Source organism: Streptomyces kaniharaensis, from assembly GCF_009569385.1.
In the GTDB taxonomy this organism is placed as follows: Bacteria; Actinomycetota; Actinomycetes; order Streptomycetales; family Streptomycetaceae; genus Kitasatospora; species Kitasatospora kaniharaensis.
In genome coordinates, this window is sequence record NZ_WBOF01000002.1 from 444,605 (window position 1) to 466,671 (window position 22,067).

Sequence of the window (22,067 nt, forward strand, 5' to 3'; positions counted from 1 at the left end):
CGGCCCCCTTGTCCCCACACACCTCCCCTCCGCGCCAACGGTTGCGGCATCGACTGCTGCCGGGCGGCCTGCGAATCAGACTGGTCGCGGCCTTCGCGCTGGTGGCCGCCCTCGCCGCGCTGTCCACGGGCGCTCTGACGTTCCGTGAGGCCCGCACTGGCATCCTCCAGCAGAGCCAGGACACCGTCATACGCCTCGTGCGGAACCGAATCGACACCCTCGCCTGGGGCCTCACCTTCCCGCCCACGCAGCAGGACCTGGCAGCCCTCGCGGCGAACGTCGCCGAGGCCGATCCCACACGGCAATGGCGGGTCATGGCCACCTATCGCGGCTTGAATGCCACCTCCGCACCACAGGACCCGTTCACCGAACTGACGCCCGCCCTACGCACCGCCGCCACCACCCACACGCCGACCGTCTTCCAGCGCGTGACCGTCGCCGGCCGCTCCGACCTGGTCGTCGGCATGCCGATCACGTTCGCCTCGGCGGACCACAAGCGCGCGGCCACCGGCCTCACCGTCTTCGTAGTTGTACCTCAAACCGCCGAACAGGCCTACGTCCAGGCCCTCGTCTCAGCCGCAGAACGGGCCACCCTACCGGCCTTGGTCCTGGCCGTGCTCCTCGCACTCCTCGCCGCCCGGGGCGTGCTGCGCCCGGTACGGGACCTGCGCCAGGCCACCCGGCGCATCGCCGAGGGACGACTCGACACCCGTCTGGCCGTCCAGGGCTCCGACGAACTCGCCGACCTGTCCCACACGTTCAACGAGACCGCCGCCGCCCTGGAGGAATCGGTCGCCGAACTGCGCCGCATGGAGACCAAGGCCCGCCGCTTCGCCGCGGATGTCTCCCACGAACTGCGCACCCCCCTGGCGGCCATGTCGGTCGTCACCGACATCCTCGACGAGGACGCCGCCGGGCTCGACCCCGACACCGCCGCCGCCGTCCGGCTGATCAGCCAGGAGACCGCCAACCTGGCCCGACTGGTGGAGGATCTCATGGAGATCTCCCGCTTCGACGCCGGCGCCGCCGCCCTGCACCTGGACGACATCGACCTCGCCGAGTCCGTCCAGCGCACCCTCATCGCCCGGGGCTGGCAGAACCACGTGGACACCCGGCTACCCGAGCCCGCCGCGCTGCGCGGCCGGGTGGACCCCCGCCGCCTCGACGTGGTCGTCGCGAACCTGATCGCGAACGCGCTGCGGCACGGGGCACCGCCGGTACGGCTCTCCTTGCATGCGGACCCGCGGCCCGCCCGCGACGGCGCGCACGGAACTGAGAGGTGGGCGGTGATCGAGGTGCAGGACACCGGGCCCGGCATCCCCGAGAACGTCCTGCCGCACATCTTCGACCGCTTCTACAAGTCCGACACCGCCCGCACCCGCACGCAGGGCAGCGGCCTGGGCCTGGCTATCACCGCCGAGAACGTGCACCTCCACGGCGGCACCATCCGCGCGGCCAACCACCCCCACGGCGGCGCCCAGTTCATTGTCGAACTCCCCCTCCCCGAGCTCCGAGAGGAGGAGCGGTCATGAGGCGCACGATGCTGCTCGCCGCCGCAGTCCTGCTGCTGTCCGGCTGCGGGATTCCCACGACCGGCGTGATCCAGTCCGGCGACCCGGCCACCGGGATCCAGCCCAGAGCGCTGATCTTCTTCGTCACCGACGGCCGTGTGGTCCCGGTAGTCCGTGAGCTCACCAACCCGGTCGATGTACGCACGGCCATTCAACTCCTGCTCGCGGGCCCAGACGTGCGGGACCGTCAGCTCGGCTTGACGACCGCGCTGACCCGCATCCCCGCCCCGACGATTAGCGCGAGCGGCGCCGAAGTGAGGCTACAGCTTGCTGCGGGCACCGGACCGTTGTCGCCGCTGGCCACCCGGCAACTGATCTGCACGGCCGCCGCGGCACGCCAGACCGAGGACCCGGACACCGCGACGACGGGGGTCACGGTCGTGGTGGCCGGACCCGACGGGCGGCTCACTCAGGGCAGCAGCCAGTGCTCCATCCCTCGGCCCGCCGCCTACTCGACCGAGACACCGGCGCACCCGCCAGGCGGGTAACCCCTGCCAAGCTCGAACCGACCGCAGTCACGGCGAGATTCCGTTCCCCAGCTCCAAGTCCGACCTGGCCGTTACTGACGTCGGCGCGTCAGGGTGATGTCGGGGTGTCGAGAGTCAGGTCGGTGCCGGCTATGAAGCCGTCGAGGGTGTCGGGCCGGTACTGCAGGCGTTTGGGGCGCCGTCCCCGTCTCGCAGGAGCCTGATTGACCCACCTGGCCCGTCTGCCCGGCCCGCGGGGCTTGCACCGGCGCTGCAGCCGGGGGCTCCGCTCCGGACCAGCCGTAGCCGGACGGCGCTTGGCCGGGATTCCCGGCCAAGATCAGGGATGGTCGTCAGTCCTCGGCCTTGGGCCGCCAGTCAGCGGCCCACGCGTCGAGCTGGGCGAGACGTTCGAGAAGGGTCCTGCCTTGTCCGGTGAGCAGGTAGCCTTCGCCGGCGTGCTCGACGAGGTCGGCCTGTCCAAGGTCACGAAGCCGGTCTGCCAGGACGCTTGAGGAGATGCCGTCGCATCGCTGCTGGAGCTGCCGGAACGTCGGCGTCGAGTCGTGCCGTAGCTCCCACAGGACTCGCAGCACCCAGCGCCGACCCAGGAGGTCGAGCAGCGCCATGATCGGGCGCCCCGTCTGTGAGCCGCGGACCCGTCGGCCCGGGAGGGGTGTTGGTCGAGCCATTTGCTTCCCTCATTTGCTTCGCTTTCCGAAGCATCAATGTTAGCGTGCCGCCATGCCTCTAAAACCGAAGCACTCGCGGATCGAACCTCTCTCTCCGCCGTACGACGAGGAAGCCGGCGCAGCCCTCGAGCTCCTCGGGCATTCGCCTATCCAGCTGTTCCGGGTGTGGGCGCGCCGGCCCGAGCTCGCCCGCGCCATCGCGGGCTGGGGAAGCTACTACTTTTCTCGGCGCTCTGCTCTCACTCTCCGTCAGCGCGAGCTGGTCATCGACCGGACGACCGCGCTCTGTGGCGCCGACTACGAGTGGGCCGTGCACGTCGCGGGCTTCGCCGAGAAGGCGGGACTCGACGCCGCGCAGCTCGCGTCCCTCGCGGCCGGAAGGCCGGCGGACGGCTGCTGGGACGCAACTGACCGTGCGGTGCTTGAAGCCGTCGACGAGCTCCACGCGACCTTCGATCTCTCCGACGACACCTGGGCGAACCTGGTCGCCGTCGCCGATGAAGACGCCGCGCTCGAGCTGGTCCTGATCTGCGGTTGGTACCACGCCGTCTCGTTCGCCGTCAGGGCGCTCCGTCTGCCTCTTGAGCCCGGCACCAAGCCAATCGCCGCGGTGTGATCCGTTGCCGGCTTTCGCGCGTCAGGGCGGTGTTGGGGTGTCGAGGGTCAGGTCGGTGCCGGCTATGAAGCCGTCGAGGGTGTCGGGCCGGTACTGCAGCCGTTACTGACCTCGGCTCGTCAGGGTGAACCTTCTCGAAGTCCCTGATTGGTGCGGTGCGGTGGCTGTATCTGGTGGTGGGTGAGATATGCGGATGGGGGCGGGCTGACCGCCGCGGGACGGGTGCGCCGGGAGTCGGTGCGGATGCAGGCCGCCGAGCTGTTCGAGCAGAGAGTCAAGCCGCCGGAGGTCGCGCGCCGTCTGCGGGTGAGCCCGAAGTCGGCCTACCAGTGGCACCAGTTGTGGCAGGAGGGCGGGGCCCGGGCACTGGCCTCTCGCGGCCCGAGCGGATCGCGGTGCCGTCTGTCGTCGCGCTGCTTGGAGAAACTGGCCGCCTATCTGGAGGAGGGTCCGGCCGCGCACGGCTGGGTAGAGGACCAGGTCTGGACCGCGGCAAGGGTGGCCACGCTGATCGGCCGGAAGTTCCACGTCTCCTACAGCGTCTCGGGCGCCACGAGGCTGATGCACCGGCTCGGCTTCAGCCCACAGGTCCCCGCCCGCAGGGTGGCCGAGCGGGACGAGCAGGCCGTCAGCGTGTGGAAGGAGGCGACCTGGGCGGAGGTAAAAGAGCGCGGGCGGCCTGCGGGGGCTACATCTGCTTCGAGGACGAAGCAGGCTTCACCCGCCGTCCGCCCAGAGGACGCACCTGGGGCTGGCGAGGCCGCACCCCGGTCGTGACGGTCAGCGGCCGCCGATCGGGACGCCGGCGTTGTGGACCACGACATCGATCCGTCCCTGCTCCGCCATCACGTGGTCGACGGCAGCGTCGACCGATTCCTGTTTCTGGACGTCCATCTCCACCGCGGTGATCCGCACGCCGCGGTCCTTCTCGACCTGGGCGAGCGCGGCGACAGCCGGTGCGTTGCGGCCGGTGGTGGCGCGCATGCCGGCGTAGACAATGTGGCCGGCCTCGGCCAGGGCCCGTGCGGTGAGGTTCCCGAAGCCGCTGGACGCGCCGGTGATCACCACGACCTTCGGTCGCGCACTCACACCATGCCGCCGTTGGCGCGCAGGATCTGGCCGTTGACCCAGTGCCCTTCCGGGCCGGTGAGGAACGCGACCACGTTGGCGATGTCCTCAGGGGTGCCCAGCCGCTCCAGCGGCGGGGTCTTGGCGAGCTGGTCGATCTGGTCGGGCGTTTTGCCGTCGAGGAACATGTCCGTGGCCGTGGGGCCGGGGGCGATGGTGTTCACGGTGATGTTCCGTCCGCGCAGCTCGCGGGCGAGGATCAGCGTGATCGACTCGACGGCGCCCTTGCTCGCCGCGTACGCGCCGTACCCGGGGAACTGGGTGCCGACAACGGAGGTCGAGAACCCCACGAAGGAGCCGCCCACACGCAGGCGCCGGGCCGCCTGCTGGGCGACGACGAAAGCGCCGCGAATGTTGGTGCGGTGCACGGCGTCGAGCACGGCGAGGTCGAGGTCGGCGATGGGCGACAGAGCGAGTCGACCGGCGCAGTTCACGACGACGTCCACGCCGCCGAACTCCTGCTCCGCCCGGTCGAACGCCGCGGCCACCGCGCTCTCGTCCGCCACGTCCGCCTGCACCCGGATCGCCCGCCCGCCGGAAGCGGTGATCGCCGCCGCCGTCTCCTCGGCGGCAGCCGCGTCGTGGGCGTAGTTCACGACGACGGCCAGGCCGTCCTGGGCGAGCTTGCGGGCGACCGCCCGGCCAATGCCGCGTGATCCTCCGGTGACGACGGCAACCCGCGCGACGGGCGGTTCATGAGTTCGAGCTTGGTGGTTCGTGGTCATGTCCTCCACGGTGCACCGCTCCCACCCGCGCAACCAGGGGATGCCATCCCCTGGGCCAAGGTCCCGGCGAAGCGCAGAATGGCGGTCATGAGTCCTGCGAAGTACACCGAGCTGGGAGCCTTCCTGCGTTCGCGACGTGAACGCATCCGCCCGGCCGACATCGGGCTCCCGACCGGGCTCCGGCGCCGGGTCCCCGGGCTGCGCCGCGAGGAGGTCGCCCAACTCGCCGGAGCATCGGTGGACTACTACAACGAGCTCGAGCGTGGAGCCGGGTCCCAGCCGTCCGAGCAGATGATCGCCGCGCTGGCCAGGGCCCTGCGCCTGACCGCCGACGAACGCGACTACCTCTTTCACCTGGCGGACCGTCCGGTGCCCGTACAGGGCGGAGCGGCCTCGCACGTGCACCCCGGCATGCTCGACCTCCTCGACCGGCTGGCATCGACACCAGCACAAGTCATGACCGACTTGCACGTCACCCTCGTGCAGAACCCTGCCGCGGTGGCCCTGATCGGAGACCAGACCGGCTTCCGAGGGCCTCGGGCCAGCTTCGTCCACCGGTGGTTCACGGAACCCGACGCCCGACGTCTCTACCCCGAAGCCGATCACGAAGCCCAGTCCCGTTCCTTCGTCGCGGATCTACGGGCCGCTGCCGCGCGCAGGGACGCGAGGGACACCGAAGCCCCCTCGATGATCCAGTCGCTGCTCGGCACCTCCTCCGAGTTCGCCTCGCTGTGGGCCGACCACGACGTGGCGGTCCGGCGGAACGACCGCAAGCGCCTCAACCACCCCGTGCTCGGTCTGGTCGAGGTCAACTGCCTCAACCTGTTCAGCGAGGACGGTCGGCAGCGCCTGCTGTGGTTCACCCCAGCAACCGGTACGGACAGTTCCGGCCTGCTCGACCTCCTCGCGGTCATCGGCACGCAGGAAGTCGCCGAACCGACACCTTGACGACGCAGCCGGCCCGAACGCAGGCGGCTCGTCTGACGCGGCCGGCCTCCCCGCATCCAGCATGCGGGGAGGCCGGCCGTCTGGGGTTCACATCGCGCCGTGCAGGTCATTCGGCGCAGGTAACGTCCGTCACCACGGCACGACACCGTTGTCGTCGAACAGCCGGCCCGTGGGGCCGTCGTCGGGCAGCGCCGCCAAACGGATGGCGATCGCCGCACCCTGCTCAGGGGTCCGAGTGCCGCTGAACCTGTTGAGATTGGTCGCCACGTAGCCGGGGCAGGCTTTGTTGATCAGAATGTTGGTGCCGCTCAGCTCCTTGGCGTACTGGATGGTGACGGCGTTGAGGAAGGCCGGGCGAGGCGCGGCAGTGGTGTTCCTGGCCCACCAGCCGACGGCCCAGGGCGGTGAGAGCAGGGAACACACGTCGTCGGCCGCCTTTCTACGGAAGGCTGGGTCATGGTTTCCGGGGTCTTCCGTGTGTCGCCTCTCGCTGGGGAGACGACCTTCTCGCTTCTTGACCGGGTCGCCGCCCGCTACGGCCTGGACGACGGCGCTCTTCTGACGTACTGGCAGTGCCGCGGCCAGCGGCCGCGGCACGAAAGCGGTGCGGTGCGGGCCGACGCCGAGGTGCTGCTGGACGCGGCCGGGCAACGGGTGCTGGCCGGGACTGCAGCCAGGGCGCAGCAGCAGGGGCGGCGCGGGCAGTGGGGAGCAGCCGAGGCCGGCGGCCCGGCGCGGAGCCGCGCGCACACTGCTTGTCTACGGCAGGCCCTGCTTGATGAGGCGGTTCAGATGACACTCCAACGCGGCGAGGTTGAAACACGTGGTGATCGGCAGGGTGGGGTGCGGTCGGCAGCTGGCCCTGAGGGAGTCGGACAGGCCGTCGAAGGTGAGGACTCTTTCGTGAGCGACCCGGTAGAGCGCGTACTCGGAGCCGTCGATCTCCTCGATGGGAAGGTCGCCCTCCCAGGCGTCCTCGTACCACCTGCCGGAGACACGGGAGATGAAGAGGAGCGCGCGTTGGCCCACGGCGAGTGACCGCTGGCCCCAGTGAGTCGGTTTGCCGACGAAGCGGATCTCCGATCCCACGTTGCCCTCGAAGACCCGTGCCGAGTACACCTCTTCGACGATCGCGGTGAACTGCTGCGGGGCAGGCGAACCAGTGATCATCACCCTGATCAGATCGTTCCGCTCCACCTTCTCCTGCAGAAAGCTCATGAGCCGATTGTCATCCATGCCAATGGCCGGCGAAGGACCAGCCGAGGCCGGCGGACCGGCGCAGCCGGTGCAACACGGCGCTGCAACACGCCCCACCTGGTCCCCTCCCGGCCACATAACGCCTGGTCAGACCCGCAACACGCCCTTGTGATGGCCTGGGCGCCCCGAACGAGGAGAGCAGCGCGGGCCGAGGCCACCGCCGCTGAACGCCGAGGGCCGACGGATCAGGCACTGGAAGGCGCCCTCAGCCGAGGTCCTGGATCACCAGCCCAGCGCATCCGGGGCGGCAGGCACCAGGCAGCCGAGATGAGCATCAACTGTGCGCCCATCAGACCGTAGGCAGCGTCGTACTGCAGGCCCCAGTCCCGCCCACAGGCACCCCGCGGCATGCACTGGTCGACCTCGACCGCGCGCACCAGCACGAAGTACCAGTAGAGGATCTGGCAGAGCGGCAGCAGAACCGTCGCGACAAGCGGAAACTTCCACGCATCGCGGTCGTGCGGCGGCGATCCGGGCGCAGCCCCTGGTGCGGCGCGAGGGGCGTGGCGGGGTCGACCGGCCATACCACCGGTACGAGCCGGGCTTCGGCGCGGTGCTCCTGAAGCTCGCCCACAGCCGGAATCTCACCTGGACGTCCACGGCCAAGGCCCTGTACGCGGTCACCGGCGGACGGATCTACCTGTCACCGTCCACCATCGGCGGGATCGGCCGCGGCACCGTGAAAGCGACCCCCGAGCTGGTCGCCGGCCTCGCCGGCGTGCTCGGTATCCCCACCCCCGACCTCGCAGCGCTCGGCGGCATCCACCTACCCGACGACCTGGCGCCCCTCCACTCCCGAGCCGCGGACCTGGCCACGGTCATCTGGGAAACCCGACGCCTGACCACCGCCCAGCTCCAGGACATCGAACTCACCTCCCGCCACCTCGCCGGCCGCTGCCCCCCCTCTTCCACCAGGCCTCCCAGCCCGACCGAAGCCAACAGGAACGACACCCGGCCAGACAACGGCGGCGCACAACAGCCAGGCCGAGCCGGCCCGGGCGCAGCAGCAGGCGGCCCGAACGACAGGCCCGGTCCGGACGGCGACCAGCGGGCAGACCGGGCCAGGGCTCAGCGGGCAGGCCCGGACGGCGACCAGCGGGCAGCGCCCGCAGCCCTCGGTCATCGCACGATTTCCGCAGGTCAGAACCGATACCAGTGACCGAAGCGACCGAAACCGCAGATCAACACGACAACGAAGCCCGAACGAGCGCGGCCAGGACGGCAGATGCCCACCCACGAGTACGGCGACTAAGGCCGAACACCAAGCCCGCCACCACCCCCGGCTCCCCGGTCCTGAGCCTTGTCGCGGTCCTGTCGGACTGAAGTGCGATGATCCGCACATGATCGACCCGCCGAGCCGAAGGTTCCGAGCACCGTCGCCGAGGTGCACGGGTTGTATCCGGTAGCGTCCTGCAGCTGCGCGAGGACCTTGTAGTCCGCCTCGGCAGCCGTGCAGGACACGCGCTCCAGCTTGGGCGAATCCCTGTCACCGAGGTCACGCAGGCACTCGCCCGCCCTCCCGCCGGTCGGCTCCGGCTTACCCGCCCGGTCAGCGATCAGCGGGACGGCGGTCGCTGCCGCAAGGATGCACAGGAGACCCAGCACCCACCAACCGCGCCGGCGCCGGCGCGTCCCGGACCCCTGACCACGAGGGGCCACGGAGTCCCGCTCCTCGTCGACGAACGGCACCACTTCGAGCAATTGTCAAGACCTGTGGAACGCCACCGTGGTCCGGAAGCCGCAGGCTCCCTGTCGCGGGAGAACGGTCCTCCGTACGATGCCGTGTGTGATCAAGGAAATGCCTGCTTGTCTGGTCCAGACGCCATGGCCGTCTGATGCTCTTCCCATCGACCGCGTTGACTACGCGGGAAACCGTCGGGGACGGCGATGAAAGCCGCCGTCTCTCCGCCGCGGCCGTTGGATGTCACCTCGGTCTTTCCCGAGCTCGCCGCCCATGCGAGGACAGCGGTCCGGCTGCATCCTGCGCCGGCGATTCCGGGCCCGCGCGACAGCTCCGTGGGAGGACCGCTGGCCTGGCCGGAGGATGAAGCATGGCCGACCTGCCCAGGCGGCAGTCATCTGTTGCACCGGCACCCCCATCGCCCCGCCAACGTCCGAGGTGAGCGGTCGACAAGGTTCACCTACCACGGTGAGATCACCTGGGACGAGATACCCGCGGACGCGTCGTGGCCTCTGCTGCCCGTGATGCAGGTGTATGCGCATGACGTGCCCTGGTACGACGGTTTCCCGGAGGGCATGGATGTCCTCCAGATCCTGTGGTGTCCGTTCCAGCACGTCTACGACGATCAGAGGGCGCCCTACAACGGAATCGCCGGCCCGTGGGTCCAAGTCCGCTACCGCCACACCGGTGACCTGGGAGACCGCTTCCTGACCCCGCCGGAGCCGGTGGCCATCGGTGAGCCCGGCTATCTGCCCACCCCCTGCCTGCTGCGGCCGGAGCCGGTGACCGAGTACCCGCACCCGGGCGCCCTGGGCGAGGAGTTCGAAACCGGGGTCGAGGAATGGGAGATGGCAACCTTCGGTGACCCCGACGACCCCGAAGAGTACGACCCCCGCTACTCCTGGGACCTCTCGACGGCCCCGGGCTGGAAGCTCGGTGGCCATGAACCCTGGAACTACCACGGCTACCACGGGCCGGTGCGGTGCGGCACGTGCGGCAGCGGGATGCGCTTCGTGGCCGCGATCGCCAGCGACGAATGGGACGGGGGCACGGAGACCTGGGCGCCTGTCGGCTTCCTTGAAGGTAGTCCAAGCGAACGGCTTCGGAACCAGGGGCCGACCGACGTCGTACTCGGGGGACGAGAAACCATGCGCGTCTTCACCTGCCCCCTCTCCACGGATCACCCGGTCATCAGCGACCTGATGTAGCCGCCTGGCCTTGTCACTGCTCGTTCAGGCCGCGGCCGCCGCGGGGCGCTCGACCAGCTGGCCGCGTTCGAAGCGGGCTCGGCGGGGACGAGCGGGACGAGCTGGGAGCCGTTGACGGCCCGCCAACGGGCCTGACGGACTCGACGAGCTTGAAGACGATGGCGAGGGCGGCGTGCAGCATCGCGCCGGCCTCCCACGCCTCGGCGTGCACGACGGGCTCCGGCACGGCGAGGCCCGGGCGGGCACCGAGGATGACCCGGCTGGCTGCGTAGGTCATCTCCAAGAACGGTTGTTTGCGGCTTCCAGGAGCGCTTGTCGGCGAGAAAGAGGAGCACCCGCCACGGGAGCGTACGAGTGTTGTAGGGCGTATGGGACCCGCACGACCGGACGGCCAGGACGCCAACATTGTTGCCCTCAGTCAGCGGTTGTTGGGGCCCAGCAGGGTGGCGGCCGCGGCGATCAGGGCGATGGATGCTTCCTTGGCCGCATGCCGTCGGGTGTCCAGCTCGGTCCGGTCGACGGCCTTGCGCAGCGCGTACGTGGCATCAGCGGCCTGCTGGGCGGGGGCTGCCAGCTCGGGGACCAGGACCTGAAGGCGGATGTGGGGCGCGGTGATTGCCGCCCGGGTGTCGTGGGACCTCGTCTGGGCCTCCAGCTGGTGCTCGGGGCCGGCCTCGGTCAGGGCCAGACGCTCCCGATGGAACATCGCCGAGCGGTGCGCGTCCAGGGCGGCCGCGAAGTCGGTGACGGCGCCGAGCTGGTCCTGGCGGTGGTTGTCGGCGCGTTCCTCGGCGCGTGCGGTCCGTGCCGAACGGTGCTGGAGGAGTCCGGCGGTCAGGGCACCGGCGAGGGTACCGAGTACTGCAACGATCGAAGGCCATATGGACATTAGGTGCTGGGTCCTCTCGGGTGGTGGTGAGGTCGGCGAACAGCGAGGTACGGGCGGCGCCTTCGGTGGCGGGGTTACGCCCGCGGCGCGCTCCGGACCTACCCTGGCGGTCAGTTGCGGCTGGGGCCAGAGATTAGGCGTCCGGAGCCGTGATCACTTGCTCCGAGCCGACCAGGACACGAGACGGCCGGAAGCAGGTACCGGCGCGCTCCCAGACTCAGGTTGTCGCTGACAGAGCGTTTCCAGCGGGTACCGACAAGCGTTGCTGGCTCCCGGCGCTAAAACCACCGGGATCGATGTGACCAGCACGCCCCTGTTCACCGGAGTCCGCGGCGCCCAACTCGCCGCTCGCGCCGGCCTCGTCGACACCGGCGCCCTACCCCCCGCCTCGGGTCCCGCCGCCCGTTCACCGACCTCGTCACCGACTGGAAACAAGCCCTCGAGGCGCGCTGGGGCGACTCGCCGTCCGTGCGCATCGACTTCAGCAGCCGCTCGTACAGGGCCTTCCTGTCCACCACCTCGTCGCCGGTTCCCCTTGTCTCCTGCCACCAGTTCAGGAGATTGCTCCAGCGGAGGCCTCCCGGTCCGATGGGACGGTCGTGCTCCAGGTGCGTGTCGTCCTTCGATGGCGCCGCCGAGGGTGCCGAACCAGCGGCGGGCTTCGGTGAGGTCGTCGGTGGCTGGCAGCGGCTGGATCGCTGCGGGGCCGTCCTGCAGGAGTTCCAGGAGGTGGGCCCGAGACCGCCAGCCCGGGTTCGACGTAATTCGGGGGCTATGGAGGTTCTGTGGGGCTGAAGGTGCAGGTCACGGGGTTGGAGGTCGTTCCACGGGCGAAAAGTGCCTAGAGACGCGATTTTCTTGATTCGCCTGCGCTGGCCTGGGCACAGCTCGTAGGGTCTGGAGCCGTGTACGTGAAGACGACGAAGCGGGAGAACAAGTCCGGCACGGTCCGGTACCTGCACCTGGCCCACAACGAGTGGGACCCGGTGAAGGGGCGGGCGGTGCCGAAGGTGCTGTTCACCTTCGGCCGCGAGGACCAACTCGACCGCGACGCGGTCAAGCGCCTGGTCGTGTCTCTATCGAAGCTGCTGGAGCCGGGCGACGCGCTGGCCGCGACCGCCGCCTCCGACCTGGAGTTCGTCTCCTCGGTGCCGTTCGGCGGCACCTACGTGCTCGACCACCTGTGGCACAGGCTGAAGATCGATCAGATCGTGGGCCGGGTCGGGCAGCCCAAGCGCGGCCGCCGCCGGGACATGGCCTCCACCGAGCGGATGCTATTCGCCCTGGTCGCCAACCGGGCACTGGCACCGTCGTCCAAGCTCGCGGCCGCCGACTGGATCACCCATGACGTGCACATCGACGGGCTGACCGAGACCGGCGAACAGCCCTGCTACCGGGCGATGGACTGGCTGCACGAGGTGACCGACGACCTGGAGAAGCAGGTGTTCGACGAAGTCGCCAACCTGCTGAACCTCGAAGTGGACCTGCTGTTCTTCGACACCACCAGCACATACTTCGAACTGGAGGAGCCCGACGAACCCGTCGCCCGGAACGAGGAGGGCCGACGGCTGGACGACGGCCAGAGCGACGGTGACGCGACCACGGCCGGGTTCCGCACCTACGGCAAGTCCAAGGACTCCCGCGACGACCTGCCGCAGATCGTCATCGGCATGGCCGTCACCCGCGACGGCATCCCGGTCCGCTGCTGGTGCTGGCCGGGCAACGCCTCCGACCAGAAGCTGATCCGGCAGGTCAAGGACGACATGCGGGACTGGACCCTCTCGAAGATCGTGTGGGTGACCGACCGCGGCTTCTCCTCCGCCGAGAACCGCCGCTACCTACTGACATTCCCCTCGTAGCGTGGAGTCGTGACCAGAGGGGAAGTTGAGGGTCATGGCGGGGAAGAGGCGCTCGTACGACGCGGAGTTCCGCGCGGGGGCGGTACGCATCGTGATGGAGACCGGGAAGTCAGCCGCGGAGGTCGCGCGGGACCTGGGCGTGCAGACGAGCACATTGCAGAACTGGGTGCACCGCGCCCGGGCCCGGGCGGATGCCGAGGCGGCCGGAGGCCTGAGCGAGTCCGAGCGCGACGAACTGAGGCGGCTGCGGGAGGAGAACGCCCGGCAGCGCAAGGAGATCGCCGAGCTCGGGATGGAGCGCGATGTCCTCAAGCGATCGGTGGTCCTGTGGGTGAAGGAGGCGATGAAGTGACGGTTGCGGGCTTCATCGCCGAACAGAGGACCGAGCACGGCGTCCCGCACACGACCGCCTGCCGGGCACTTGGGGTGTCCGAGTCCTGGTTCTACAAGTGGCGCCGCCGCCCGGCCGAGCCGACCAGCCGCGAGGTGCGAAGGGCTGAACTCGCCGAGCGGATACGGCATTTCTTCGCCGCGTCCGGCAACACGTACGGGTCGCCGAGGATCACTCTCGACCTGTGGGCGGAGGGCTGGCAGGTCTCGGAGAACACCGTCGCCAAGATCATGGCCGACCTCGGGCTCCAGGGCCGAAAGCCCCCGCGTCGACGCCGGTCGCTGACCAGGCAGGGCAAGCGGAAGGCGGCCCGCGACCTGGTGCATCGCCACTTCGACGCCGTGGCGCCGAACGTGCTCTGGGTCGGTGACATGACCGAGATCGACACCGGCGAGGGCAAGCTCTACCTGGCCACGGTGATCGACCTGTTCTCCCGCCGCCTGCTCGGCTACGCGATGGGTGCTCACCATAACGCCGCCCTGGTCAGCGCCTCGCTCAAGATGGCCGCGGCCACCCGGGGCGGCCAGGTGGACGGGGTGATCTTCCACTCGGACCGCGGCAGCGAGTACAGCAGCGCGGCCTACAACGAGCTGTGTGACCGCCTCGGCGTCGTCCAGTCCATGGGGCGCGTCGGGTCGGCCCTGGACAACGCCGCCGCTGAGAGCTTCCACTCGACGATCAAGGTCGAGTACATCCACCGGCACCGCTTCGCGACCCGGACAGAGGCCCGGTTGAAGATCGCGACCTGGATCACGGACTTCTACAACACCCGGCGCAGACACAGCGCGGCCGGCGGGCTGCCACCGGTCGAGTTCGAACGGATCATCAGCAAGGCACGAGCCGAGGCCCATCAGGAGGCCCAGGCCGCATAGCGGAGGACTCCACGGTTACAGGGGATTGACACTGAGGAAGTTTCATCGTGATTCGTGCAGGTCACCGGTCCTGGTGTGACGAATAATTGGGGTGCTCGCGCAGCTCATCACGGTGATCACCGCGCGGAGATCATCCGTCACCGTGCCACCTGGTGGTGCGTCAGCACCAGCAGGGCCCGCACGAGTGCGGTCGCGTGCCGCGGATGCATGCGCACCTTGGTCAGGATCCGGAAGGTCTTCAGGTTCGCGAAGCCGTGCTCGACCGGCGCTCGCAGGCTGCTGACCAGCCGGTTCACGACCTTCTTCGGGGACGAGAGGCGCTTTCCGCCGCTCGCCTTGAACCCCGTGATGACCGCCGGCTGCTCCTGGTCCCCGTCGTCCAGGCCGACGAACCCCAGGTCGGCCACCGCACCCAGTCGAAGTTCCCGCAGCCGCGCGCACAGCTTCTCGTAGCGGGCGGCCGTGATCTCGCTGCAGGCGCCCCGGCGGGCCGAGGAGATCCACAACAGCCGCCCCTTCGCGTCGGTCAGGGCGAGGAACAGCAGGCCATGCGCCTTGTGCTTGCCCGAGTAGTTCTTCCGGTTCGCCCGGCCGGTCCGCCGCCGGGTACGGATCAGCGTGCCGTCCAGAAGCACCACGCACCCGCTGTCCTTGGCCACCTTCGCCAGCGCTCGGTCCAGGCGGGGAGAGCGTGCGGCCAGCAGGTCGATCACCTCCAGTACCCACCGGCGCACCGTGGAGGCCGAGACCGCGTTGCCGCCGGCCAGGTCGGCCAGCCGCTCGTCGTTGCGCAGGTGGGCCAGTGCGATCACGGCGATCCGCCCGGCGTCCAGCTTGCGCCAGCGGGAGCGGATCGTCTTGCGGTGGGCGCGGATCAGGCCGGCCACGTAGTTGACGGTCCGGCTGGACAGCGGCAGGCGGACGGAGTAGACAAGGCTGACGGTGTCCCCGGTGGGGCTGGTCCTGGTTTTCACGAGCTTCCCAACTCCCGCCGGGGTAAGCCGTGTTGCGGCGGGAATCGGCCGTTATTCCGGGACCGCGCGCCCTACCGGGGCAGGTAGCGTCCGGCCGCGGTTCGGGTGATCCAGCCGCGTTCGGCCAGCTTGCGCAGCTTCCCGCGCACCGGCTCCACCTTCGCCGGCACCGGATCCAGCCCCAGCTCACGGGCCACGTCCTTGGCCTGCAGCGGGCCGTCGCCGTCCGCGACGATCCCCATGATCGCCTGATAGTCGGCCGGCAGGTCCTGCGGGCCGCTGTCCTGGCCGCAGTGCGGGATCAGCAGCTGGCCTGCGGCGCCCGGCGTCACACCGGCGCCGGGCGCGGGCGCGGCGGGTTCTCCGCCGGTGGCCTCCTCCAGGGCCTGCTGCCAGGCCTCGGCGTCGGGATGCCCGGCGTCAGCGTCCTCCTGGTACTGCCGGTAGACGACCTCAGCGGCCTCCAACCGAGCCACTTCGGCCTCGGTGTCTGCCAGCTGCTTGCGCAGCCGCTCAACGCGTTCTTCCAGCACCACGCGGCGCTCCAGCAGCCACACCATCAGGTTCTGAGCCATATCCCCTCCCGCGCGGGCCCACCACAGCCCCTGCTCGCACAGTAGGGGACCGGCACACAGCGTGCAGGAGATCCCGGGAAGACAGCCAGAAAGGCTGACGGATGATCTCCGCGCGACGATCACCGTGATGAGCTGCGCGAGCACCCCAACCACTTGTCACACCAGGGCCGGTGACCTGCACGAATCACGATGGAACTTCCTCACTGCAGCGACCCCCACCTGAGCGCCGAGGACATCGCCCTGGGCTACAAGCAACTCCTGGAAGTCGAGCGCGGCTGGCGCGACATGAAGCAGATCATCGACCTGCGGCCGGTCTACCACCGGCTCGAAGAGCGCATCCGCGCCCACGTCGTCCTGTGCTGGCTCGCCCTCCTCCTCCTCATCCGCATCATCGAGACCCGGACCGGGACGACCTGGCCCCAGGCCCGTCGCGAGCTCCAGCGCCTCCACGTTGGGACCTTCGCCGGCCCCACCGGCACGTTCCAGCAGGTCACGGGCCTGACCAAGCCACAGACCGACCTGCTGGCCAAGCTCGGCATCCCTCACCCGAAGCAGGTCATCGACCTCCAGCCCGCACCCCGCTGACCAGCCGAAACGCCACCTCCTAGAGAAACGCTCTCCAGGCGGCCACACCCATGTCCGCCCAGGTCAGAGCCCAGATTCGACACTCCAGCGCACCGAATTACGTCGAACCCGGGGCCAGGCAGGCCACGCCCCGGCCACGGCCTGAACGGCGGCCAGGGCGCAGCAGCGGGAAGAGCAGGGGCACGGCCTGAACGGCGGCCGGGCGCAGCAGCGGGCCGGGGGCGGCACGGGCGGCGGGGAGCAGCCGAGGCCTGCAGACCGGCGCAGGCCGGTGCAACACGACAGGCGCAACACGCCCCGCCAGGCCCCTCCTGGGCTGCATAACACCAGGTCAGACCAGCAACACAGGACGCGCGGGGCTCCCAGAACCGGCCGGAGGCGGGTGGCTGCTGGCAGCCACCCGCCTCCTCGCTTCCTCCGGCGGCTATCGGCCGTTAGCGCAAGCGCGCGTCCAGTCGATCAACTTCTGCACCACCTCGATCATGACCCTCTGCTTTCGTTCCGGCATGAAGGGCCAGCAAACCCACGCTGGCGCCGACAGCAAGACGAACAGCAGCAGGGGCAGGAGCGAGAGTGCAGGGAGGAAGACCCTCAACACACCAGGAGTGGGCACGACGTGTCCTTTTACTCGAAGGAATCGAAGTGCGACACCGCGGCCCACCCCTTACCTACTACCTTTGCCGCAGCGACAAGCCTAGCGCCTGGAGGACCACCCGACCGCCTGACGGACGACCAGACCACCACCCCGCCCGGCGCGCAGGACCGGACGCAGCAAACCCCCAGCCGGAACGAGGCGAGCCCGAACGGCGACGAGGACGGCAGCTAGGCGCAGGCCGGTGCGCCAGTGGAGCCTCATCAGTGAGCGTCCCGGAACCGGACAGTGCGCTGCCAGAGCAGCTCATTGCTGAGAGCCCCCATTGGATCGGAGTCGTCGGGAACACGTCCGGGACCACGGTGACCGTCAAGTTGTCGGCTCTGTCTCGGCCGTGGCGCCTTGGCCAGCAGCTACCGGAGCGGGCCGGCTATACAGCGACGCTCGATCTGGCCCACGGCGTGTGGCATCTCGCCGCCGGTGAGTCATAGGGGTGCGCCTTCAGCGCCGCCGGTGACAGCAAGTGACGATGCGAAGCCCTGGCCGAACCCACTCAGATCACCCGATCACAGACTCCTACCAGTACTGGACCCCTGATTGGCCTCGTTGACATTCCCCAGCGAGAGCCACCGAATCACCACGCCCCAGGGGCCGTTGATCAGTAGGCTGGCTCACCGACTATCAGATCGTGTTGCTACGACGAGGGCGGGGGCTTCGTGTCGGATGCAGTGCTGAATGTCGTGATCGGGCTAATCACGAGCGTCGTCAGCGGCGGGTCCGTCTGGGCCTGGAAGCGTGTGAGCACCGCTCGCATCCTGCACCAGAAGCAGGCACTGCTTGGCCTGCGGCCCGGTGCACCGTGCGTCATCATCCTGAACAGCCACTGGCAGATGCCCACCGTCACCGAGCACGGTGATGTCTACGCGATCATCGAACTCGCGATGCTCGCCGAGGAATCAGGGTGTGCATTCTCTCTCGTTGCCGCAGAAGCACCTGAGCTGAACGGGGATCGTACCGAACTCAGCATCGGTGGTCTGGGATCGAACCGACGCAACGTCGAGTACTTGGCGAGGCACCTGCCCGGTGTGAAGGTCAACCAACGTGGCGACTTCACCGTCGATGGTCAGCGCTTCCTTCACAAGCAGGGACGAACGGACCATGCACTGGTCGCGAAATTCACCCCTCCCCAGTCGGCACAGCCGGTCCTCATGATCATGGGGCAGTCGGCGATTGCCAATCGCGCGGCGGTGCACCTGCTCAAGCACGACTACAAGCGTCTCGCCAAGGAGGTCGAGTCCCTCAATCGATTCTGTCTCATGCTGCGCGTCGATGCGGCGGACACCTACGGCTACCAGGCCGTCGAAGTCGCTACCGACTTGTCGGCAGTCGCGTTCTAGCGCAGCCAAACTCCTGCACAGACCGGGTTCGGTCAGCCAACGCCCTGGCGGGCTGACCCTGGCCTTTCACGGAACTCGCGCCAGAGCCATTTACAGCTGCCCACTAATATTCCAGCTGTAGTTCTTAATCACTGTTGCGGGGCGACCTGTTGTTGCCGCCGCCCGTCGTCGATTCTTGGTGGCCTCATCCGTGCCGCTGCGCGCGGGCGGACTGGAAGGCTGACCTCATGGCTTCGAGCATCGTCGTCCATTACACCGAGTACCTGCGGACTGGTACGAGCACCCTCTGGGTTCGGTTGCGGGAGCTCCTTCAGGACCAGGGCTTGACCCTGAGGTGACGGTCGTCGTTGGCCTCTTGCAGGAGGGCCCGATCACGAGAATGGCCAAGTCTCCGGCGACGGCAGGGTCTACAGGTTCAGCCTCTTCTTGATCAGAAACGGCTCGGGTTCTCATCAACAGGAGGGGTCTTCACCGGGGTCGCCTGATCCGCCTCGATGGTCCTGGCCCCCTCGGCTGCTTCCCTGAAGGTGACGACCGCCTCGCCGTTCTCCCGCGCCCATGCGGTGAGCATCCTGATGGGCTCCTCCAGGGTTCGCCCGAGATCGGTCAGGCCGTACTCCACGCGCGGCGGCGCCTCGGCGTACGCGTGCCGCTCGATGAGCCCGTTGGCTTGGAGCCGGCGCAACGTCTGGGTCAGTACCTTGCGCGAAATGCCACCGCTCAGCTCGACCAGCTCGCCGTGGCGCAACGGGCCGTCGGTCAGCGCGAAGAGCGTGACCATGGACCACTTGCTGGCGATGATCTCCATGGCCAGAAGAGCGGGACAGTCGGCGAGGAAGGCAATTCCGGGTCGCAGGCTCATGCCCCGAAGGTTACCTGGAGGTACCTTATGGCCGCCTATCGTCGTCGAGGTGCGCACGCCCCTTACTCGCATCTCGCATGATTGAGGTTTCAGCCATGTTCGTCTCCCTTGCCGTCGTCACCGTGTTCATGTCGGCGCTTCTCCTGGTATCGGCCGGGGCCAAGTCTCTGCGGACGCGGCACATCACCAAGCAGATGTCCACCCTCGGAGTGCCGCAGAGCATGATGGCTTTCCTGATCGGCGCTCAGATCGCGGGCACGGCCGGTGCGATCGCCGGACTCTGGTGGGGACCCATCGGAATCGCCGCCGCGATCGGCCTGACGCTCTATTTCGCTGGGGCGGTCGCCTTCCACCTGCGCGTCGGCGACCGCAAGGGCGCGTCTCCGGCGGTGGTCCTCACCATAGCCTCCGTCGCCCTGATCGTGCTGCGTGCTGCCACCCTCTGACAGCGGACAGCCGGTCTGACGCTGGCCTTGATCGTGCTGAGTGAGGTTGGTCTCCTCCGAGGGCGGCCACCGTTGATCATCGTGAGTTGTGTCGACAAACGAAGATCAGCCGGTGGCCGTGGGTCACAGCGTAAAATGCACCCGCTACGCGCAGTTGCACCCCGGACAACGGTGGCTGCTGGGCGAGTTGGGCATCGACAGCACGGCGGCGGCCAACGCCCGGCCCCGGCGCCGCAATATCCGGGCCGCAGCCGAGGAAGCCCTCGCACACGCCCGCGCCCTGGGCTGCCGAACACGGCTCCCTGGCCGACATCAGTGCCTCCACCGTCCACGACGGACACCCGCTCGGCAGATGGATCGTTGGCCAGCGGGGCCGTGCAGGACTCAGGCGCGATCCGCATGACATGCGGCTCCGTTCTCGTCGACAGGTGGGGGGACTACTTCCAGACCGCCGCGAAGTGCCTGGCGTAACCGTGCAGGCCGTGGACCAGCGAGACCCCCACGACGAGTCCCGGGTTGTTGATGAACCTGGCCGACGCGGCGTCCGGCTGGCACAGCACGGTGGTCGTCCCGTCGGGGTTCCAGCGCAGCGCCGTCTGGAACTCACGGGCGGGGTCGGCGTACCAGGAGTACCCGACGACGGTGCCACTGTCGTTGATCGCGGTGGCGTCAGAAAAATCCGAGCCCGATGTCTTCGGCCCGAGCGCTGTCGCCGTACCGTCCGGGGTCCACTTCATGGCGTACCCCAGCGTGTCGAGCGAGGCGGCCGACGTGCCCGCCACCGTGCCCGAACTGTTGACGGCCGCCACCCGGACGGAGTAGCCCAGGTCCGTGACGGAGCCGTCGGCACGCCAGATCAGGCTGTGCAAGGCCGCGGGGTTGGGCCCGCCGAAGCCGATCACGACACCGGCGTCGTTGATCCTGACGGCCAGGCTATCGGCCCAGCCCGTCGCGTTCAGGGCCGTGGGAGTCCCGTCCGGGCTCCAGACCACCGCGTGCCGCGGGCCCAGGATGTCGTCGCCCTGGGAGTACCCGACCGCCACACCCGAGCTGTTGATCCCGGCCACGACGGTGCGGACGTCGTCGCCCAGCGGCTCCAGCGCGACCGCCGTCCCGTCCGGATCCCAGGCCACGGCGTGCTCGTGCGCGGTGTCCGCCCACGAGGAGCCGATCACCACGCCGGTGCTGCTGACCGCGGTGGCCTGGGAGTTGGTGTTACCGGGCAGCGGAGCCAGGGCGGTGGCCGTGCCGTCGGGAGCCCAGCTCACCGCGTGCGTCCGGACCATTGGCGGGAGAACCCGACCACGGTGCCCGCGTCGTTGACACCGAGGGCCTTGTCCTCGGTGTCACCCGCCAGCGGGGCGAGGATGGTGGGCGTGAGGTCCGCGTTCCACCGGATCGCGCGGTACGTCAAGGTGGGACCTTCCCCGTACAGCCACCCGACGACGACACCCTTGTTGCTGACCCCGGTGGGCTCGCTGAACTGCGTGCCGGCCGGGGTCGCCAGCACCAGGGGTGCCAGGGCCGCCGGGGCGGTGTCGGCCACCGCCGCCGGTGCCACCCCGGCCGCAAGGCCGGCGGCCAGGACCACGGCGGTGGCGACAGCGGTCGAGCGCGAGCTGCGCTTGCTCATAATGTGCAGCTCCTGTCTTTAGAACGGGCCCTTGTCGGGGTTGTAGTGCCAGAACTGGTTGTCCCCGGCGTGGAAGTCCCATTGGATGACGGGGGTGCCGTCGGCGATCACGCCGCCGGCGACGTCCAGGCTGAGCCCGCTGTTGGCGTTGACGATGTGCCGGGGGGTGCCGGAGTGGCTGACGTTCGGGTCGGTCCAGGCCTGGTTGGCGCCGCTGTTGCAGGTCCACTGGTCGGCCTGGGTGCCCGGGGTGGTGCTGAAGGCGGGGATCTCCAGGCACTTGCTGCTGTGCAGGTTGATCCAGCCGTTGGCGCTCTGGGTCCACTTCTGGTTGTCGCCGCCGGTGCAGGTCGCAATCCGGACCGGGGCGCCGTCGTCGGTGCGCGAGTCGGCGACCTCTAGGCACAGGTCGTCCGGGCCCGCGTACATGCCGGTGCGGATCTCGGCCGGGCCGAAGTCGGAGGCGGTGTTCGTGGTGGCCCCGGCGGACGGCGCGGCGAGCGCCAGCGAGGCGGTGGCGAGCAGGACGGCTGTGAGCTTCGTATGGCGTGTCATCAGGTGATCTCCCTTGGAGTCGGATTCAGTGTGGACGGGCGAGGGAGCCGAGCAGGCGTTGCCAGGCGTCCCGTGCCGCGTCGAGTGTCGGGCTGCCCCGCGGGGCAATCCCGGATGGGTGCAGATCTTGTAGGGGTGCCTCGT

23 protein-coding genes and 6 pseudogenes are annotated in these 22,067 nt (G+C 69.1%); 13 read left to right on the plus strand and 16 right to left on the minus strand.

Annotated features, from left to right (window positions below; genetic code table 11):
* Positions 1 to 41: 41 nt before the first annotated feature.
* Together F7Q99_RS29540 and F7Q99_RS29545 are read left to right on the plus strand one after the other, a co-directional pair.
* Positions 42 to 1,532: a sensor histidine kinase gene (locus F7Q99_RS29540; RefSeq protein WP_153466983.1), complete on the plus strand. Its 1,491-nt coding sequence runs from the start codon at positions 42 to 44 to the stop codon at positions 1,530 to 1,532.
* Entirely contained in the window at positions 1,529 to 2,059 is a 531-nt protein-coding gene (locus F7Q99_RS29545) for a hypothetical protein (protein WP_153466984.1), read from the plus strand. The genes F7Q99_RS29540 and F7Q99_RS29545 overlap by 4 nt, the downstream gene beginning before the upstream one ends.
* Positions 2,060 to 2,147: 88 nt before the next feature.
* Here F7Q99_RS29545 and F7Q99_RS43890 read toward each other — a convergent pair.
* Both F7Q99_RS43890 and F7Q99_RS29555 read right to left on the minus strand, forming a co-directional pair.
* Positions 2,148 to 2,237: pseudogene (locus F7Q99_RS43890) on the minus strand (transposase); the annotation flags it as partial.
* Between the two features lie 154 nt (positions 2,238 to 2,391).
* On the minus strand, positions 2,392 to 2,667 hold the full coding sequence (locus F7Q99_RS29555; protein ID WP_268267661.1) for a winged helix-turn-helix transcriptional regulator: 276 nt from the start codon (positions 2,665 to 2,667) through the stop codon (positions 2,392 to 2,394).
* Between the two features lie 115 nt (positions 2,668 to 2,782).
* On the opposite strand from F7Q99_RS29555, the gene F7Q99_RS29560 reads away from it, so the two are divergent.
* Entirely contained in the window at positions 2,783 to 3,346 is a 564-nt protein-coding gene (locus F7Q99_RS29560) for a carboxymuconolactone decarboxylase family protein (protein ID WP_153466986.1), read from the plus strand.
* Positions 3,347 to 3,367: 21 nt separating this feature from the next.
* Here the strand turns inward: F7Q99_RS29560 and F7Q99_RS43895 are convergent.
* Positions 3,368 to 3,448 (minus strand): annotated as a pseudogene (locus F7Q99_RS43895) (transposase); the annotation flags it as partial.
* A gap of 78 nt (positions 3,449 to 3,526) precedes the next feature.
* Here F7Q99_RS43895 and F7Q99_RS29570 point away from each other — a divergent pair.
* A pseudogene (locus tag F7Q99_RS29570) lies at positions 3,527 to 4,149 on the plus strand (winged helix-turn-helix domain-containing protein); the annotation flags it as partial.
* Here F7Q99_RS29570 and F7Q99_RS29575 read toward each other — a convergent pair.
* Together F7Q99_RS29575 and F7Q99_RS29580 are read right to left on the minus strand one after the other, a co-directional pair.
* The gene (locus F7Q99_RS29575; RefSeq protein ID WP_326847317.1) at positions 4,127 to 4,435 is read right to left on the minus strand and encodes an SDR family NAD(P)-dependent oxidoreductase; all 309 of its coding nucleotides are present in this window, start codon (positions 4,433 to 4,435) and stop codon (positions 4,127 to 4,129) included. The pseudogene F7Q99_RS29570 and the gene F7Q99_RS29575 sit on opposite strands and share 23 nt — an antisense overlap.
* Complete coding sequence (locus F7Q99_RS29580) at positions 4,432 to 5,199, minus strand: SDR family oxidoreductase (RefSeq protein WP_153466988.1); 768 nt, start codon at positions 5,197 to 5,199, stop codon at positions 4,432 to 4,434. The genes F7Q99_RS29575 and F7Q99_RS29580 overlap by 4 nt, the downstream gene beginning before the upstream one ends.
* An 87-nt stretch (positions 5,200 to 5,286) precedes the next feature.
* Here F7Q99_RS29580 and F7Q99_RS29585 point away from each other — a divergent pair, with 87 nt between their 5' ends.
* A complete protein-coding gene (locus F7Q99_RS29585) occupies positions 5,287 to 6,147 on the plus strand; it encodes a helix-turn-helix transcriptional regulator (protein WP_153466989.1) in 861 nt (286 codons plus the stop codon).
* A gap of 129 nt (positions 6,148 to 6,276) precedes the next feature.
* On the opposite strand, the pseudogene F7Q99_RS29590 reads toward F7Q99_RS29585, so the two are convergent.
* Together F7Q99_RS29590 and F7Q99_RS29595 are read right to left on the minus strand one after the other, a co-directional pair.
* Positions 6,277 to 6,510: pseudogene (locus F7Q99_RS29590) on the minus strand (dehydrogenase); the annotation flags it as partial.
* A 396-nt stretch (positions 6,511 to 6,906) separates the two neighbouring features.
* A complete protein-coding gene (locus F7Q99_RS29595) occupies positions 6,907 to 7,365 on the minus strand; it encodes a hypothetical protein (RefSeq protein WP_153466990.1) in 459 nt (152 codons plus the stop codon).
* A 526-nt stretch (positions 7,366 to 7,891) separates the two neighbouring features.
* On the opposite strand from F7Q99_RS29595, the gene F7Q99_RS29600 reads away from it, so the two are divergent.
* Complete coding sequence (locus F7Q99_RS29600) at positions 7,892 to 8,563, plus strand: hypothetical protein (RefSeq protein WP_153466991.1); 672 nt, start codon at positions 7,892 to 7,894, stop codon at positions 8,561 to 8,563.
* 89 nt (positions 8,564 to 8,652) lie between these two features.
* On the opposite strand, the gene F7Q99_RS43900 is transcribed toward F7Q99_RS29600, so the two are convergent.
* A complete protein-coding gene (locus tag F7Q99_RS43900) occupies positions 8,653 to 9,096 on the minus strand; it encodes an LppU/SCO3897 family protein (protein WP_456114941.1) in 444 nt (147 codons plus the stop codon).
* Between the two features lie 195 nt (positions 9,097 to 9,291).
* On the opposite strand from F7Q99_RS43900, the gene F7Q99_RS29605 reads away from it, so the two are divergent.
* Positions 9,292 to 10,293, plus strand: a complete 1,002-nt coding sequence (locus tag F7Q99_RS29605) for a hypothetical protein (RefSeq protein WP_153466992.1) — start codon at positions 9,292 to 9,294, stop codon at positions 10,291 to 10,293.
* 13 nt (positions 10,294 to 10,306) lie between these two features.
* On the opposite strand, the gene F7Q99_RS29610 is transcribed toward F7Q99_RS29605, so the two are convergent.
* Both F7Q99_RS29610 and F7Q99_RS29615 read right to left on the minus strand, forming a co-directional pair.
* Complete coding sequence (locus tag F7Q99_RS29610; RefSeq protein WP_153466993.1) at positions 10,307 to 10,570, minus strand: hypothetical protein; 264 nt, start codon at positions 10,568 to 10,570, stop codon at positions 10,307 to 10,309.
* Positions 10,571 to 10,711: 141 nt separating this feature from the next.
* Positions 10,712 to 11,182 (minus strand): hypothetical protein, encoded by a 471-nt coding sequence (locus F7Q99_RS29615; RefSeq protein WP_153466994.1) that lies wholly within the window; start codon positions 11,180 to 11,182, stop codon positions 10,712 to 10,714.
* 905 nt (positions 11,183 to 12,087) lie between these two features.
* On the opposite strand from F7Q99_RS29615, the pseudogene F7Q99_RS43395 reads away from it, so the two are divergent.
* The 3 genes and pseudogenes from F7Q99_RS43395 to F7Q99_RS29630 all read left to right on the plus strand — a co-directional run.
* A pseudogene (locus F7Q99_RS43395) lies at positions 12,088 to 13,023 on the plus strand (IS1634 family transposase); the annotation flags it as partial.
* A 52-nt stretch (positions 13,024 to 13,075) separates the two neighbouring features.
* The gene (locus tag F7Q99_RS41785; RefSeq protein WP_230210971.1) at positions 13,076 to 13,393 is read left to right on the plus strand and encodes a transposase; all 318 of its coding nucleotides are present in this window, start codon (positions 13,076 to 13,078) and stop codon (positions 13,391 to 13,393) included.
* On the plus strand, positions 13,390 to 14,304 hold the full coding sequence (locus F7Q99_RS29630; RefSeq protein ID WP_326847294.1) for an IS3 family transposase: 915 nt from the start codon (positions 13,390 to 13,392) through the stop codon (positions 14,302 to 14,304). Before F7Q99_RS41785 ends, F7Q99_RS29630 begins: the two co-directional genes overlap by 4 nt.
* 137 nt (positions 14,305 to 14,441) lie before the next feature.
* Here the strand turns inward: F7Q99_RS29630 and F7Q99_RS29635 are convergent, their stop codons facing one another.
* Both F7Q99_RS29635 and F7Q99_RS29640 read right to left on the minus strand, forming a co-directional pair.
* The gene (locus F7Q99_RS29635; RefSeq protein ID WP_326846942.1) at positions 14,442 to 15,278 is read right to left on the minus strand and encodes a transposase family protein; all 837 of its coding nucleotides are present in this window, start codon (positions 15,276 to 15,278) and stop codon (positions 14,442 to 14,444) included.
* A 71-nt stretch (positions 15,279 to 15,349) separates the two neighbouring features.
* Positions 15,350 to 15,853, minus strand: coding sequence for a hypothetical protein (locus F7Q99_RS29640; protein WP_153463723.1), 504 nt, complete (start codon positions 15,851 to 15,853; stop codon positions 15,350 to 15,352).
* Positions 15,854 to 16,048: 195 nt separating this feature from the next.
* Between F7Q99_RS29640 and F7Q99_RS29645 the strand changes: the two are divergent.
* Both F7Q99_RS29645 and F7Q99_RS29650 read left to right on the plus strand, forming a co-directional pair.
* Positions 16,049 to 16,438 (plus strand): annotated as a pseudogene (locus tag F7Q99_RS29645) (IS1634 family transposase); the annotation flags it as partial.
* Between the two features lie 1,308 nt (positions 16,439 to 17,746).
* Positions 17,747 to 18,427: a hypothetical protein gene (locus F7Q99_RS29650; protein ID WP_153466995.1), complete on the plus strand. Its 681-nt coding sequence runs from the start codon at positions 17,747 to 17,749 to the stop codon at positions 18,425 to 18,427.
* Positions 18,428 to 18,857: 430 nt separating this feature from the next.
* Here F7Q99_RS29650 and F7Q99_RS29655 read toward each other — a convergent pair whose 3' ends face one another.
* Positions 18,858 to 19,289 carry a winged helix-turn-helix transcriptional regulator gene (locus F7Q99_RS29655; RefSeq protein ID WP_153466996.1) on the minus strand — a complete coding sequence of 144 codons (432 nt, stop codon included), beginning with the start codon at positions 19,287 to 19,289 and terminating at the stop codon, positions 18,858 to 18,860.
* A 95-nt stretch (positions 19,290 to 19,384) separates the two neighbouring features.
* Between F7Q99_RS29655 and F7Q99_RS29660 the strand changes: the two genes are divergently transcribed.
* Positions 19,385 to 19,735 carry a DoxX family protein gene (locus F7Q99_RS29660; RefSeq protein ID WP_153466997.1) on the plus strand — a complete coding sequence of 117 codons (351 nt, stop codon included), beginning with the start codon at positions 19,385 to 19,387 and terminating at the stop codon, positions 19,733 to 19,735.
* 437 nt (positions 19,736 to 20,172) lie between these two features.
* Here F7Q99_RS29660 and F7Q99_RS29665 read toward each other — a convergent pair whose 3' ends face one another.
* Genes F7Q99_RS29665 through F7Q99_RS29675 form a run of 3 tightly spaced genes read right to left on the minus strand, consistent with a single transcriptional unit; the run spans position 20,173 to position 21,923 of the window.
* Positions 20,173 to 21,003, minus strand: coding sequence for a hypothetical protein (locus F7Q99_RS29665; protein ID WP_153466998.1), 831 nt, complete (start codon positions 21,001 to 21,003; stop codon positions 20,173 to 20,175).
* Entirely contained in the window at positions 21,000 to 21,368 is a 369-nt protein-coding gene (locus F7Q99_RS29670; protein WP_153466999.1) for a hypothetical protein, read from the minus strand. The genes F7Q99_RS29665 and F7Q99_RS29670 overlap by 4 nt, the downstream gene beginning before the upstream one ends.
* An 18-nt stretch (positions 21,369 to 21,386) precedes the next feature.
* Positions 21,387 to 21,923 (minus strand): RICIN domain-containing protein, encoded by a 537-nt coding sequence (locus F7Q99_RS29675; RefSeq protein WP_153467000.1) that lies wholly within the window; start codon positions 21,921 to 21,923, stop codon positions 21,387 to 21,389.
* Positions 21,924 to 22,067: the final 144 nt, after the last annotated feature.

Excerpts from the sequence above, each read along its gene's own strand:
- F7Q99_RS29555 (WP_268267661.1), bottom strand. The coding sequence starts at position 2,667 with ATGGCGCTGCTCGACCTCCTGGGTCGGCGCTGGGTGCTGCGAGTCCTG.
- F7Q99_RS29615 (WP_153466994.1), bottom strand. The coding sequence starts at position 11,182 with ATGTCCATATGGCCTTCGATCGTTGCAGTACTCGGTACCCTCGCCGGT.
- F7Q99_RS29560 (WP_153466986.1), top strand. The coding sequence starts at position 2,783 with ATGCCTCTAAAACCGAAGCACTCGCGGATCGAACCTCTCTCTCCGCCG.
- F7Q99_RS29670 (WP_153466999.1), bottom strand. The coding sequence starts at position 21,368 with ATGAGCAAGCGCAGCTCGCGCTCGACCGCTGTCGCCACCGCCGTGGTC.
- F7Q99_RS29640 (WP_153463723.1), bottom strand. The coding sequence starts at position 15,853 with ATGGCTCAGAACCTGATGGTGTGGCTGCTGGAGCGCCGCGTGGTGCTG.
- F7Q99_RS29655 (WP_153466996.1), bottom strand. The coding sequence starts at position 19,289 with ATGAGCCTGCGACCCGGAATTGCCTTCCTCGCCGACTGTCCCGCTCTT.
- F7Q99_RS29585 (WP_153466989.1), top strand. The coding sequence starts at position 5,287 with ATGAGTCCTGCGAAGTACACCGAGCTGGGAGCCTTCCTGCGTTCGCGA.
- F7Q99_RS29660 (WP_153466997.1), top strand. The coding sequence starts at position 19,385 with ATGTTCGTCTCCCTTGCCGTCGTCACCGTGTTCATGTCGGCGCTTCTC.
- F7Q99_RS29675 (WP_153467000.1), bottom strand. The coding sequence starts at position 21,923 with ATGACACGCCATACGAAGCTCACAGCCGTCCTGCTCGCCACCGCCTCG.
- F7Q99_RS29610 (WP_153466993.1), bottom strand. The coding sequence starts at position 10,570 with ATGACCTACGCAGCCAGCCGGGTCATCCTCGGTGCCCGCCCGGGCCTC.
- F7Q99_RS29595 (WP_153466990.1), bottom strand. The coding sequence starts at position 7,365 with ATGAGCTTTCTGCAGGAGAAGGTGGAGCGGAACGATCTGATCAGGGTG.
- F7Q99_RS41785 (WP_230210971.1), top strand. The coding sequence starts at position 13,076 with ATGGCGGGGAAGAGGCGCTCGTACGACGCGGAGTTCCGCGCGGGGGCG.
- F7Q99_RS29580 (WP_153466988.1), bottom strand. The coding sequence starts at position 5,199 with ATGACCACGAACCACCAAGCTCGAACTCATGAACCGCCCGTCGCGCGG.
- F7Q99_RS29605 (WP_153466992.1), top strand. The coding sequence starts at position 9,292 with ATGAAAGCCGCCGTCTCTCCGCCGCGGCCGTTGGATGTCACCTCGGTC.
- F7Q99_RS29545 (WP_153466984.1), top strand. The coding sequence starts at position 1,529 with ATGAGGCGCACGATGCTGCTCGCCGCCGCAGTCCTGCTGCTGTCCGGC.